Raw genomic sequence first — 13,386 nt, 5'->3', positions numbered from 1 at the left:
GATCACTCTGCGCCAGACGTGGGTCGAACAGGTCTTCCCGAAGTACCTCGGCATCCCGGCCCCGGCCGAAGTCGAGCGGACCACCGGGCACGGTGACCTCCAGTGGGCCAACCTGACCACCGGGCCGCTCAAGATCCTCGACTGGGAACGCTGGGGCCTCGTGCCGATCGGCTATGACCCCGCAGTCCTGTGGGTCAGCAGCCTCCTCGTGCCCGAGGTCGCGGACCGCGTCCGCGCGGAGTTCGCCGACATCCTCGACACTCCTGCCGGACGTGTCGGTCAGCTGATCGCTCTCGCAGAGATGCTCCAGGCTGTTGATCGGGGGTACTACCCAGAACTTGCCCCTCTCCTCGCTGACCGAGCATGTGAGCTTACTGGGGTTACCCCGCCGCAGGTCACGGACCCCGGCTTCGTCAGGTAGACCATGGACCAGCAACAAAGTTAGCGAACAGGGAAGGAGTGCGCATGGACTCCATCGCGCGCCCTCCGGGCGGCCACGACGCCGAGGACATCGCGAGCGCGAAGGAGCGAGGCTGGCGCGATCTGGCGCCAATCGACGACGCCTACCAGGCGGGCGAGATCACGGTCGCCGAGTGGCACGCGGCTGTCCTGGACGTTCTCGAACCGGCCTACCTCAACGGCGACAATCCGCGGGCCCAGTCCGGCCACAGCGGCGACGAGAAACGCTGGCGAGAAGCCCGCGGCCTGCTCGTGGACCTTCTCCCGCTCCACGGCGGGACGTTCCTCGACGTCGGGTGCGCCAACGGACACCTGATGGAGAGCCTGACCAACTGGGCGGCTGAGGTAGGGATCACCATCGAGCCCTACGGAGTGGAGATCTCCACTGCCCTCGCCGACCTCGCCCGATCCCGCTGCCCGCAGTGGGCGCATCGGATCTGGACCGCCAACGCGATGGGCTGGAAGCCTCCGCATCGCTTCGACGCCGTCCGCACCGGCGTGGACTACGTGCCGGCAGACCTGCGTGGAGCGTACGTAGCCCATCTGCTGGACCATGTCGTCGCCCCGGGCGGCCGATTGATCATCGGCGTCTACAACGAGGAACGGCACCAAGTCACAACGGCAGACCTGCTGCGGTCCTGTGGCTACACCCCGGCCGGTACCACCACAAGAGACCACCGGCACCCCAAGATCCAGTACAAGGGTCTGTGGCTGGCCAACGCTTGAGCAAGCGCTTCGTTGCCGGCGCTGGGGCACGCGCCCTCCAGCGCCCTGATTGGCAGCGTGCTCTTCTCGGCAGGCCGGTACGTCGGCAAACAGCCAGCCACCGCGTGTAACGCTGGCACGGAGGCCAGAGCCTTGCCCAGGTCGGTGTCGAGCTCGCCGTCTTCGTGAATACGGCAGTTGGGCCTTCGGGCCTAACGTCAACGCGCCCTGGCGGCTCGTAGCAATGAGCGGGACGAGCAGCATGCACCTCCCTCGGTAGACCCCCGATCCGGTCCCGCCGTCACTCGCAGTGCGGCGCGATCCGGCTCCGCGCTGCCACCCGCGCGGGACACGCCAGGCAGCTCCCACCGGATACGTTTCGGGACGTCCTCAGAGCGTCCCGAAACGTGGTTGGAAGGCACCCAGTAGACCCGCCAGAATCGGGAGAATTCTCCGTTCTGATGGTGCAAGAGACTCTGAGCCTGGAAAACAGCGCCCACTTCTGGGATCGGTTCAATTCGCGTAGCTCTCTTCCTGGACGTTATTCCCCTGAAAGGCAGGTGCCCATGAAGCACGAAGCCAAGCAGACATCCCTGAAGGTGATGGACAACCGGTACTCGCCCGGTATGCGCAAATGGAACCTCCGGTTCGGCATTACATCCCGCTGCAATATCCGCTGCCAGTACTGCCTGCCGGAGGGGAAGCAGGGAGTCATCGTCCAGCCGTCGTTGAAGGAGGCGATCGAGGTCCTCCAGGCCGGCTACGACATCGGCTTCCGGCGGGTCCACTACACCGGTGGAGAGCCGACCGTGAGGCGCGACTTCGTGGATCTGCTGCGCGCCGGCAAGGCGATCGGCTACGACCAGCAGATCGTCACGACCAACGGCTACCGCCTGCACCACTTCATCGAGGAGGCGGTCGACGCCGGCCTGACCCGGGCGATTGTCAGCATCGACACCCTGGACGAGCAGCGCAATCTGCTGATCACCCGCCGGGGCTTTCACAGTGACACCCTGCGCAGCATCGAGCGTTCGGTCGAGCTGCTGCCGACCCTGACGAAGATCTCGTGCGTGACGATGCGCGACACCCTTCACGAGCTGCCCGCCTTCATCGAATACGCCCGTGAACTGAACAACAGCGGAGGGGCGGGCCAGCTGGCGATCAAGCTGAACCAGTTCTTCCCCTCCAACCCCGCCCAGCTCGGTGCCGAGGGCGAGGCATTCTGGAAGAACCAGTTCGTGGAGGAGCCGGCAATCCTCGAAGCGCTCGCAAAGGCAGGTGAACTGCGGCCGGTACGGCGGGAGTCGATCGAGGGCGACAACCCGAGCTACAACTACTACGAGATCGGCGACACCGGGGTGAAGGTCGCGGTGCTCGCGATGTTCTCCTGGGACTACCCGTGCGGCGGCTGCTGGAAGCTGCGGATCAGCCCGAACGGGATGACGACGGTCTGCATCAGCCAGAAGAACCCTCCTGTGCTGTGGGGGATGTCGCTGGACGAGAAGCGTGAGACGTTCAAGCGGCTGACCGGCTACCGCGACAGCGAGCAGTTCGACATCGACAACCCGAACCGCAAGCACTACCGCGACCAGCTGGGCGAGCTGCGGTTCGACAAGGTCGTCGGCGAGCAGAAGTCGATCGCGCACTTCCGCACTATCTTGACCCGTGAGGCGCTGGAAGCACGGGGTGAGATGTGACGGACCTGGCACGCCTGTGCTTCGGTACCTCGACGTTCGTGGCCGGCCGCCTGCTGCCCGGCAAGGACTCCCGGCCCGGACTGGAAGCGCTGCGTACCGCGCTGAAGGCCGGGGTCCGCACGATCCACTCCAACCCGCACCTCGGCACGCAGTGGGCGGTGCGGGAAGTGCTGGATGAGGTCGGCCCGGTTGCCGGGCTCCGCCACCTGGTCAAGGCGGAGTGCCCGCTGCGGGGGGATCTCGAAGCGCGCATCAACACGGCCATCGAGATGTCCACTGGCCAGCTGGGCATCGGCCGGATCGGCGCCGTGGTGCTGCAAGTCGATCTCAAACGCACAGAGCGGACCGGACTGCTCAATGATCAGGCGGCGTTGAGGGAGTTCTACCGGTACGGCGCCCAGGTGGCGTTCGCCTCCGGCCGGATCGACGCGGTCTACGCCTACTGCCATGGCCCCGCGGCCGTCAGCGCAGCCCTGCGGGAGGAGCCGATCACGGCCGTCGCCGCCCAATACCACCTCGCTTCACCCTGGCCGGTCTCCCATCTGGCCCAGATCTCGCAGGCCGGCCGCGGCTTCGTCGGGATGTCGCCGCTCAACCGCGGTGCCCTGATCGACCCGCTCGCCCGCACCGCCAGCGGCAGACTCCGCCCTCTCGCCTGGGCGCTACGTGATCCCCGTGTGGAGACCATCGCCATCACCATGTCCTCACCGGAGCACGTCAACGAAGTGATCGACACCGTCCGGAACTCGCAACGCTCAAGGCACTCCGGTCCCCGCACCGGCAGCACCGGGCTCAAGGAGGCGGTCCTGTGATTGACCTCGCCCTGCCACGAACGGCCCCCGAGAGCCACGTCCAGGCCGGCAGCGTGATCTACGCCCCCAGAACCCTGCGCCCGTGTACGGGAGGCCGTGAGCGGATCGGCAGGCGCTGTTGACTCTGACCCTGGGGCTGAACTTCGGTACCCACGACGCGGCGGCGGCCATCGTTCACAACGGGACGGTGGTCGCCGCCGTCGAAGAGGAGCGCCTGAATCGGATCAAGAACACGAAGGCGTTCCCCGAGCAGGCGATCCGGGCCTGCCTGGACCTGGCCGGCGCCCACCCGCAGGACCTCGACCAGGCAGCGCTGTTCGTGGACCCGAAGCTCCACCTTCTCCTGGCACCGTCGAACCTGCGCTACGGCACACCAGCGTCGATCGGCTCGCTGCTGTCCGACCTGGACAAGTACCGCACGCGCCGCCGGCTGCCCCACGTAGTCCGTCGCAGCGGCCTCCTACCGGGCTACCTGCCGCTCATACCCGTGCCGCACCACCGGGCGCACGCCGCCAGCGCCTACCTGACCTCCCCCTTCGATGACGCCCTGGTCGTCACCCTCGACGGCCGCGGCGAGTACGAGACCGCCGCGATCCATGACGGCACCGACGGCCGGATGACGAGGCGCCATCACATCGTCTACCCGCACTCGTTCGGATACCTGTACAGCGCCCTGACCCGATATCTCGGCTTCCGGCCGCAGAGCGACGAGTACAAGGTGATGGGCCTGGCAGCCTACGGAGGCACCCGGTACCTCGACCAGATTCAGCGCCTCGCCTGGCTCGACCCGCGCACCGGCCGACTGCACCTGAACCTTCGCTACTTCGACCACCACCGCCGGCCCAGCGCCCAGCGCAACCTGTTCAGCCCTGCTCTGGTCGAACTCCTCGGGCCGCCCCGGCGTCCCGAGGACGCGATCACGGATCGGCACCGCGACATCGCCCGGGCTCTCCAGCACCTCCTGGAACAGCTGGTCGGCTCCTACCTCGCCTTTGCCCAGGCCCTCGTACCGCGGCGATCGCTCTGCCTGGCCGGCGGCGTCGCACTCAACTGCGTCGCCAACGCCACGGTGATCGCCTCGGGCAGGTTCGACCGGATCTTCATCCAGCCCGCCGCAGGCGACGCCGGCACCTCCATCGGCGCGGCGCTGGCCACCGCGGCCAGCCCGTTCCGGCGCCCGCTGCGACACGCCTTCCTCGGGCCCTCTTACGACGAGGAGACCATCCGCTCGGCCCTAGGCGGCATCCCTGCCGGACGGTACCGGGTGTGGCGCACGGCCGAGCCGCACGGGGAAGCCGCCCGGCTGCTGAGGGCGGAGAAGGTGATCGGCTGGTTCCAGGGCCGCATGGAGTTCGGCCCGCGGGCGCTGGGAGCCCGCAGCATCCTCGCCTCTCCCCGGCACGCCGCGACCGCTTCCCGGATCAACGCCATGATCAAACAGCGGGAGGCGTTCCGACCGTTCGCACCGGCCGTACTGGCAGAGCACGCCGACGACTTCTTCGCCCTGCCGTCGGCCGGCGCACTCGTCTACCCGTACATGCTGGCGACCGGCACGGTGCGCCAGCAACACCGGAATCGCCTTCCAGCCGTGGTCCACGTGGACGGCTCCGCCCGCGTCCAGACAGTGCATCGGGACACAAACCCGCTGCTGTGGAACGTCATTGATGCCTATCACCAGCTTTCGGGTCTACCCGTCGTGCTGAACACCTCGTTCAACGGCGCGGACGAGCCGATCGTCTGCACCCCGGGCGATGCGGTCGCGACCTTCCTGCGGTGCGGCCTGGACGCACTCGTGGCCGGCCCGTACGTCATCGAGGAGACCACCCGGTGAACCACCCCGGCGGCATCATCCCCGCCCCGTTACGCATAGCGGTGGAACGAGAGTTCGGCCCCGTCCTCCACATCGAGGAGCGCCCAGGCGGCCACACCCCCGGCGTCTGCGCCGCCCTCACCCTGACCCATCGACGCGTCTTCCTCAAGGCGATAGCCGTCTGCCACCCATTCTCGAAGGACCACCAGCTGGAGGCCGGGATCAACTCCGTCCTGCCACCTGGCCTCGGACCCCGGTTGCTGTGGTCCGACACCGTGGACGGCTGGCTCGCACTCGTCTTCGAGCACGTCGACGGGCGCCGCCCGGATCTGAGCCCGCGCTCACCGGACATCCCGATGGTCCTGGACAAGATCAGCATGCTGATCGACGTCCTGACCCCGAGCCCGTTCGCCGGTGCCGCTCCTATCGGCGCCCACCGTGCCTACCGGGCGGTGCCGGCGGAAATCCTTGCCGGTGACACGCTGCTCCACTGCTCCCCGCGACCGGACAACCTGATCATCAACAGCGAGGTTCACGTGATCGACTGGGGCTCCAGCCGCTTGGGGGTGGGCTGGCTGGTGGCCGCGTTCATGGTGCCGCACTTCATCGTGGCCGGGCACAGCCCCCGCGGCGCCGAAGCACTCGTCCAGACCGTCCCGGCCTTCAAGGAGGCGCCGGGCGAGGCTGTCACGATCGTCGCCCGGGTCCTGGCGACCTACTGGAGTGGCCGCATCGACCACTACCCGCCCGGCGCCCTGTATGACTACCGCGTCCGGGCCGCCCACGCTGCCGGCAGTTGGGCGGATCACTGCGACACGCCGTAGACAGACGGTTGGCCTGCGGCGGTCCCCGCCCCAGGCCAACACGGCACGAGAATGAGCCTCAAGCTCATAACGGCCCAGCTCAACCTGAGCGGTCCGGACCTGAGGAGCAGCCCATGTGCCGCAACGTCCCGCCGTCCGTCCTGGCCCCCGTGGAGGATGCCGCTCGTGACGGCATCGAGCGCTTCGGCGCCGGGTGCCTGATCCGCGACCGTGGCCGGATCCTGCTCCTTCGACGGAAGCAGGGCGACTGCATGGCGGGCCTGTATGAGCTTCCGTCCGGAGGCGTGGAACCCGGTGAGAGCGTGGAGGAGGCCGCTCTGCGGGAGACCCTGGAGGAGTGCGGCCTGGCGGTGACGATCACCGGCTACCTCGGCTCCGTCGATTACACCAACCGCAAGGGGCAGCGAGGCCGGCAGTACGCCTTCACCGCCACCGCGCCAACCACCGAGCCCATCATCCTGAGCGAGCACGACGACTTCGTCTGGGCCTGGCCGAACACCCTGCCGAACGTCTCGGACGCGGTGCGCGGGCTGATCGCGCTGGCCGAGCGGCGCTGATCCGCTTCGGTAGCCGGCCCTCACGAGAACTGGTGGCAGGGGGCTGCTGAGCTGGCACGACAGCGATCCGCACCCATTACCGTGACGTCGCTCAGGGTGATCGGCCGAATCTGGACGGCGATTCTGCGTTGCTCGCGGCGCCCCGGGCGTTCTATCCTCTGGGCAACGCGCTGACGGAGACAAGTAGCCGCAGGGCACGCGAGCCGAGAGAGCTGCCGGCAGCTGGGAAGGCAGCCTCGCGTCCAGTGGTGAATCCCCTCCCGAGTGCGGGGAGGAACGGCTGGCTGCGGCCCAATGCCCCGCCGGTTCGCTCCCGTCATCGAGCTGTCGAGGTTGTCACCTCCGGGTGACGGCGAAGGCGTGGTGGCACCGCGAGCTCCCTTCTCGCCCACGCCCCCAAGGGATCACGTCGGACTCCGACTGATCGATGGGACCTGAAATGCTGGACATCACCGTGATCCGCGAGCACCCCCAGCGCGTCGAACGCGCGTTGGCGAAGCGAGCCGTTCACATCGACCTCACTGCCTTCCTCGCTCTGGACGAGAAGTACCGGCACGGCACGACCGAGGTCGAGACGCTACGCGCCGAGCGCAAGCAGATCTCTCGCGAGATCGCGCGGCTCGACCCGGCGGACCCGGCCGCCGTCGCCAAACGCACCGAGGCAACCGAACTCGGCACCCGCCTTGCCGCCTTGGAGGAGCAGCTCACCGCCCTGGCCGGCGAGCGCCAGGCGTTCCTCGACCAGCTGCCCAACCTACCCGACGAGGACGTGCCGACCGGCGGCAAGGAGCAGAACCAGGTCGTCCGCGAGCACGGTGCCCGGCCGGACTTCGACTTCGAGCCGCAGAACCACGTCGATCTGGCCCGCCGGCTCGGGCTGATCGACTACGAGCGCGGCGTCAAGCTCGGTGGCACCGGAAACTGGGTCTACCGCGGCAACGGCGCGCTCCTCGAATGGGCGCTGCTCAACTTCTTCATCGAGACCCACGTTCAGGACGGCTACGAGCTGATCCTGCCGCCCCACCTGCTGACCTATCAGGCTGGCTACACCGCAGGCCAGTTCCCCAAGTTCGCCGAGGACGTCTTCGCCCTCGAACAGGGTCCGGCCGGGCCGCAGCGGTTCCTGCTGCCGACTTCGGAGACCGCCTTGGTCAACCTCCACCGCGACGAGGTCCTGACGGAGGCCGAACTTCCGCGCAAGTACGTTGCCTACTCGCCCTGCTACCGGCGCGAGGCCGGCAGCTACCGCGCCGCCGACCGGGGAACCCTTCGCGGCCACCAGTTCAACAAGGTCGAGATGTTCCAGTTCGCGCACCCCGACCACTCCGACGACGCCCACCAGGAACTCCTGACCAAGGCGGCCGACTTGGTCGAGGCCCTCGGCCTTCACCACCGAATCACCCGGCTGGCCGCCGAGGACACCAGCGCCTCGATGGCCAAGACCTTCGACGTCGAGGTCTGGTTGCCCAGCATCGACGGCTACGTCGAGGTGAGCTCGGTATCGAACGCCCGGGACTACCAGGCCCGGCGCGGCAACATCCGCTACCGCCCCGCGGCCGGAAAGGCCGCCTACGTGCACACCCTCAACGGCTCAGGGCTGGCCACCAGCCGCCTGGTGCCGGCCCTGCTGGAACAGCACCAGCAGCCGGACGGCACCGTCGCGGTGCCGGCGGTGCTGCAGCGCTGGCTCGGCTGCAAGTCCTTGACCCCAGCAGCACCCAGGTAGTCGCACCGGCGGCAGGCCTGGAGCAGCACGTCCGGGCCTGCCGCGCAGGAGAGGCCACTGCCTGGGCCGCCGCTATTGGCCGTGGCCCAGGCAGTGCGTGCCCTCTTGTAGCCGTGCATGGACCAGGCGCCAGGCGGGGAGGCTGGCAGCGTGACGGAGTCCTTGCCACAGTGGGCGCGGCGGATCGCTGAGCAGGAGCTGGCGGACACCCTGCCGAGGCGGTGGTCGCACTCCCAGGGGGTTGCTCACCAAGCCGAGCAACTGGCCGCGATCGCCGGGCCGGATGCTGGCCTGCTGGTCGCCGCCGCGGTGCTACACGATGTCGGCTACGCACCTCGCCTGGCCCTGACCGGCTTCCATCCCCTCGACGGGGCACGGTTCCTGCGGGACCAGCACGGGGCAGACGCGCGGCTCGTGCGGCTGGTGGCCAACCACTCGCTCGCCCTGCTGGAAGCTGAGGAACGCGGGCTCCGCCAGGCCCTGGAGCACGAGTTCCCGATGCTCGCTGACCAGGTGCTGGTCGACGCCCTGATCTTCTGCGACATGACCACCACCCCCGATGGAACGCCGACCGGCGCCCGGGACCGGGTAACGGAGATCCTCGTCCGGTATGGAGCCTGCACGCTGGTGGGACGGTTCATCCAGCTCGCACAGCCCGAGATCGAGGCGGCGGTAGCCCGCACCGAACACCGGCTCGCTGGCGCGAGTCAGCCGAGGTAGGGGTACCGACCGCTGAGGTAGTGGCCGATCTGCTGGCGCATGCTCGGGTGGATGTCGTACTCGTCCAGGTCGCCCGGCCGCACCCAGCGCACGCCGTCGGCCTCATCGTTGATCGTCGGGGTACCACCGACCGGGCGGCCGATGTACGCCACCTCGAACTGCTGGCGAGCCTCACCGTTGCTGCTGTAGACGACGACGTGCTCCGGATTGGAGTAGACCCCGAGCAGACCCGTGATCTCCGCCTTGATCCCGGTCTCCTCCTCGCACTCGCGCACCGCGCAGTCGGCGGCGGACTCGCCGATGTCCTGCTTCCCGCCGGGCAGCGCCCACTGTCCGGTGTCGCGTCGGCGCTGCAGCAGGATCTCGCCGGCCTCGTTCTGCACGAGCAGGTTGCTTGCGGGGACCAGCGAGTTCGCGGCCGGTGCGTCCGGATCGCCGTAGTACTCAGTCCTGCCGGCCATGAGACTGGCTCCCCTGTGCGTCGTCGGTCCACGGCCGGGCGGAGCCCCAGACCGCGTCGAAGCTCGAAGCATAGCTGTCGAACCAACCCAGCCCGCCGCCCTTCTGAAGGTGCAGCAGCGGGTTCGCGGACGCCGGTTGGCCCCAGACGTGCGGGTTGACCAGCAGGTCGTCGTCGTAGCGGAACAGTGAGTTGTACAACGTGGTGTCGTGCAGGCGGATCTCGCAGCCGTGCGTGCCCAGCAGCGGCCGGTAGTAGGTCAGCGAGGCGCCGATCTTCGCTGCGAGGGCGTCACCGATGCCCTCCTCACGTCCGCGGATCGCCACTGCGCGGCCCTGCGGGTCACCGAAGCACAGCCGGACCGTCACCCCGGCCGCCGCGCGCTGCGCCAGCATCGTGGCGATGCGCGGGTTCGACTGGGCGAAGAACGTCCCCGAGAACACCAGCACGTCGATGACCTGATCTGCCTCGAGGAGCAGGGAGAGCCACATCTCCCGCGGGACGCTCGCACGATCGGGGTAGGTGGCCACGAGGCCGGCACCGGGACCGGTGACCTGTGCGGCCCGAGGATGGGGATCCGGCCAGAGGAAGGTCTCGTCCACCCGGAGGTGATGCGCAACAGTCCACCGGTGACGGGCATGGGGTACGCGACCGCCTAACCAGCGGGTCACGGTCTTGGGGTCCACCTCGCAGACCGTTGCGAGTGCCGCAGGGGGCACACCGCGCTGGGCGAGTGCGGAGCGCAATCGCTCGTTCACAGCGGATATCCAACCGGACTGCGGCGGGACTCACAAGGACGTCTTGGGACCCATCACGGGGTTCACCATTCCCACGCCGCGATACACACTCGACCTACGTCCCAAGTGAGTTGTCACATCGCAGGTAGATGGCGAGCGCCGCCGGCACCGACGCGCGGCCCCGGTGCTCGGCGAGCGCCTGACCACCGGGACCAGGCACCGCCGGCCGGGGGCCGGAAGAGTTCAGGTCAACCGGCCCACGGTCACCACTACCGTCTCGGAGAAGAAGAACCGCCCATCGCGGGCCGCGGCTTGCACGGCCGCGTGCCAGTCCGTCACATCGGCTGCGGTGACCGTCGTCGTGCCGCGTGCAGCTGAGCCCAGCAGGGCTCTGCACATGTCGGCCAGTCGACGTTCGGCGTGGCCCGTGAGTACCGTCGAGGCCGTCGTGAGCGTCTCGGTGCGCTGCAGGGTCAGCCCGGCGGCCGCGACCAGGCCAGGCAGTGCGCGACCGATGCGGCCGTTCGCGTGGTCCATCCACGGTTGGCGATCGTCGGTGAAGGCGTGGCACACCCGCCGGTCCCGGTCAGCCGGTGGACCGGCCACCATGATCGAGTCGAAGTCGACGTGCGCGAGCACCAGGGTGCCTTCGACCTTGAGGAGTCGAACGGCCTTGCGAACGAGCTCCGCAGGGTCGGTGAGGCACTCGAGTACGTTGTAGGACACGACCGCGTCGGCGCAACCACCGGCCAGAGGGAGGGGCCGCCGCAGGTCTGCCTGGACGAGCTGTACGCCTCGACCATGTTCGGTCAGGCGGGTTCGTGCGGTCGAGAGTGCCGCCGCTGAGCGGTCCAGACCGACGAGTCGCGCCCGCGGGTGGCGGCGGGACATCGCGGTGAGCGTCGGTCCAGCGCCGCAGCCGAGATCGACCAGTGTCCCGTCTGCGGGCAGCTGCGACAGGTCTGCGAGGAGAGCGTGAATCGGCTCATCAGCCTCGGACATCGGACACCTCCAGCCCGGGCCGCAATGCGTGGGCACGGGCGTGCAGTTGGTCAGCAGCCGTCGGCGGAAGCGGATCCGGGTGGCATTGTGCTGACGCGGCGATGGTTGTCACTACATCCGGTCCGGCGCCTGGAGGCCGAGCAGATCGAGGCCCCGGGCCAGCGTCTCCGCGGTCAGCCGGCACAGTGCCAACCGGTTCGCCCGGCGGGCCGGCGTCTCCGCCTTCAGAACCGGGCAGGACCCGTAGAAGTCGGTGAGGGCCTTCGCCAGCGCGAACAGGTACCCGCACAGCCGGTGCGGCTCCAGCTCCTGGGCGACCTCTTGGATCGTGGCGTCGTATCCGTCCAGCAGCAGGATCAGCGCTCGCTCCGCAGGGTGCGGCGGCAGCGTGGTGTCGATCGGCTGTTCCAGGGTTTCCTTGGGGGCCTTGCTGAGGATGGTGCGGACCCGGGCGTGGGCGTACTGCATGTAGACGCCGGTGTTGCCCTGAAGTGAGACCATCTGGGCGGTGTCGAAGACGTAGTTCTTCGCCCGGGAGGTGGACAGGTCGGCGTACTTGACCGCGCCGATTCCGGCCGCCTGGATCACTTGCTCGAGGGCGTCGCCCGTCAGGTCGTGTGGCTTGTCGGCCATCGCCTCGCGGGCGCCCTCGACGGCGGCGTCCAGCAGTTCGGAGAGCCGCACGGTGCCGCCGGAGCGGGTCTTGAACGGGGTGCCGCCGGGGCCCATCACGGTCCCGAACGGCACGTGGAGGGCCTCGACGGCGTCGGTGAGCCACCCGGCCCGCCGAGCGGTGGCGAAGACCATCTGGAAGTGCAGCGCCTGCCGAGCGTCGACGACGTACAGGATCCGGTCGGCTTCGAGCTTCTGGATGCGGTACCGGATGGTGGCCAGGTCGGTGGCGGCGTACCCGTAGCCGCCGTCCTTCTTACGGATGATCAGCGGCACCGGCTCGCCCTCCGGACCGATGAGGTCGTCGAAGAACACGCACAGCGCGCCGTCGCTGGCCACCGCGATGCCGGCCTCGACCAGTTCCGCGACGACCTCGTCGAGCAACGGGTTGTACGTCGACTCCCCGGCGGAGTCCTGCTCGGAGAGCAGGACTCCGAGCCGGTCGTAGAGCTGCTGGAAGGCTTTCGTGGACACCTCGACCAGCTCGCGCCACATGGTCAGAGTTGCCTCGTCGCCGGACTGGAGCGCCACCACCCGCTGCCGCGCCCGCTCGACGAACGCGGGGTCGGCGTCGAACGTCTGCCGTGCCGCCCGGTAGAGGCTGTCGAGAACCGAGACCTGCTCGCCCGCGCCGGAGCCCGTCCCGCCGCCTCGCCACTGCACCTCGGGATGCTCGTCGATGTACTGGATCAGCATGCCGAACTGCGTGCCCCAGTCACCGAGGTGGTTCTGCCGGACGACATCGCCGCCCAGGAACGTCAGTACCCGGACCAGCGAGTCACCGATCACGGTCGTGCGCAGGTGACCGACGTGCATCTCCTTGGCGATGTTCGGCGCCGAGTAGTCGACGACGGTCCGCGTGCCGGCCAGCGGCAAGCCGAGGCCGAGCCGGTGATCCGCGAGTCGGGCCTCGACCTGCCCCCAGAGCTGCGCGTCGGCCACCGTCAGGTTCAGGAACCCCGGCCCGGACACGGTCGACGACACCGCACTGTTGCCCAGTTCCCGCTGGAGCGCATGCGCCAGCTCCCGGGGCTGCATCCCGGCGTCCTTGGCCAGCGACAGGGCGACGTTCGACTGGAAGTCCGCGTGCTCGGAGGGGCGGACGAGAGGGTCTCGCTTCGACAGCTCACGCGGCAGAGCCCGGGCCATGGCGGCCGAGACTGCACGCTCGACAAGGCTGAACGCTGCGAGTACCTCGGTCACGG

At 68.7% G+C, this 13,386-nt stretch carries 12 protein-coding genes; 8 read left to right on the top strand and 4 right to left on the bottom strand.

All coding sequences use genetic code 11. The annotated features are described in order from the left end of the window. Positions 1-465 precede the first annotated feature (465 nt). From A6F73_RS05230 to A6F73_RS05195, 8 genes are all read left to right on the top strand, one after another. Positions 466-1,185 carry a class I SAM-dependent methyltransferase gene (locus tag A6F73_RS05230; protein ID WP_063346684.1) on the top strand — a complete coding sequence of 240 codons (720 nt, stop codon included), beginning with the start codon at positions 466-468 and terminating at the stop codon, positions 1,183-1,185. Between the two features lie 545 nt (positions 1,186-1,730). After that, entirely contained in the window at positions 1,731-2,861 is a 1,131-nt protein-coding gene (locus A6F73_RS05225) for a radical SAM protein (RefSeq protein ID WP_159398368.1), read from the top strand. Continuing rightward, entirely contained in the window at positions 2,858-3,673 is an 816-nt protein-coding gene (locus A6F73_RS05220) for a hypothetical protein (protein WP_063346682.1), read from the top strand. The genes A6F73_RS05225 and A6F73_RS05220 overlap by 4 nt, the downstream gene beginning before the upstream one ends. A 118-nt stretch (positions 3,674-3,791) precedes the next feature. Then, positions 3,792-5,504, top strand: a complete 1,713-nt coding sequence (locus A6F73_RS05215) for a carbamoyltransferase C-terminal domain-containing protein (RefSeq protein ID WP_079135451.1) — start codon at positions 3,792-3,794, stop codon at positions 5,502-5,504. Continuing rightward, positions 5,501-6,307, top strand: coding sequence for a hypothetical protein (locus A6F73_RS05210; RefSeq protein WP_063346681.1), 807 nt, complete (start codon positions 5,501-5,503; stop codon positions 6,305-6,307). Before A6F73_RS05215 ends, A6F73_RS05210 begins: the two co-directional genes overlap by 4 nt. A gap of 113 nt (positions 6,308-6,420) precedes the next feature. Further along, complete coding sequence (locus A6F73_RS05205) at positions 6,421-6,864, top strand: NUDIX hydrolase (protein ID WP_063346680.1); 444 nt, start codon at positions 6,421-6,423, stop codon at positions 6,862-6,864. A gap of 439 nt (positions 6,865-7,303) precedes the next feature. Next, entirely contained in the window at positions 7,304-8,590 is a 1,287-nt protein-coding gene (serS, locus tag A6F73_RS05200) for a serine--tRNA ligase (RefSeq protein WP_063346679.1), read from the top strand. Positions 8,591-8,740: 150 nt separating this feature from the next. Continuing rightward, positions 8,741-9,310 carry an HD domain-containing protein gene (locus tag A6F73_RS05195; RefSeq protein ID WP_244293300.1) on the top strand — a complete coding sequence of 190 codons (570 nt, stop codon included), beginning with the start codon at positions 8,741-8,743 and terminating at the stop codon, positions 9,308-9,310. Here the strand turns inward: A6F73_RS05195 and A6F73_RS05190 are convergent. From A6F73_RS05190 to argS, 4 genes are all read right to left on the bottom strand, one after another. Next, the gene (locus A6F73_RS05190; RefSeq protein WP_063346677.1) at positions 9,298-9,771 is read right to left on the bottom strand and encodes an NUDIX domain-containing protein; all 474 of its coding nucleotides are present in this window, start codon (positions 9,769-9,771) and stop codon (positions 9,298-9,300) included. The two genes, A6F73_RS05195 and A6F73_RS05190, sit on opposite strands and share 13 nt — an antisense overlap. Further along, the gene (locus A6F73_RS05185) at positions 9,755-10,528 is read right to left on the bottom strand and encodes a hypothetical protein (RefSeq protein WP_063346676.1); all 774 of its coding nucleotides are present in this window, start codon (positions 10,526-10,528) and stop codon (positions 9,755-9,757) included. The genes A6F73_RS05190 and A6F73_RS05185 overlap by 17 nt, the downstream gene beginning before the upstream one ends. 222 nt (positions 10,529-10,750) lie before the next feature. After that, positions 10,751-11,509 carry a methyltransferase domain-containing protein gene (locus A6F73_RS05180; RefSeq protein WP_079135450.1) on the bottom strand — a complete coding sequence of 253 codons (759 nt, stop codon included), beginning with the start codon at positions 11,507-11,509 and terminating at the stop codon, positions 10,751-10,753. A 111-nt stretch (positions 11,510-11,620) separates the two neighbouring features. Next, positions 11,621-13,384 carry an arginine--tRNA ligase gene (gene argS, locus A6F73_RS05175; protein WP_063346675.1) on the bottom strand — a complete coding sequence of 588 codons (1,764 nt, stop codon included), beginning with the start codon at positions 13,382-13,384 and terminating at the stop codon, positions 11,621-11,623. Between the last annotated feature and the right edge of the window lie 2 nt (positions 13,385-13,386).

This window comes from Streptomyces sp. MJM8645, from assembly GCF_001625365.1.
GTDB lineage: Bacteria > Actinomycetota > Actinomycetes > Streptomycetales > Streptomycetaceae > Kitasatospora.
This window is presented reverse-complemented; position numbering and strand designations above follow the sequence as displayed.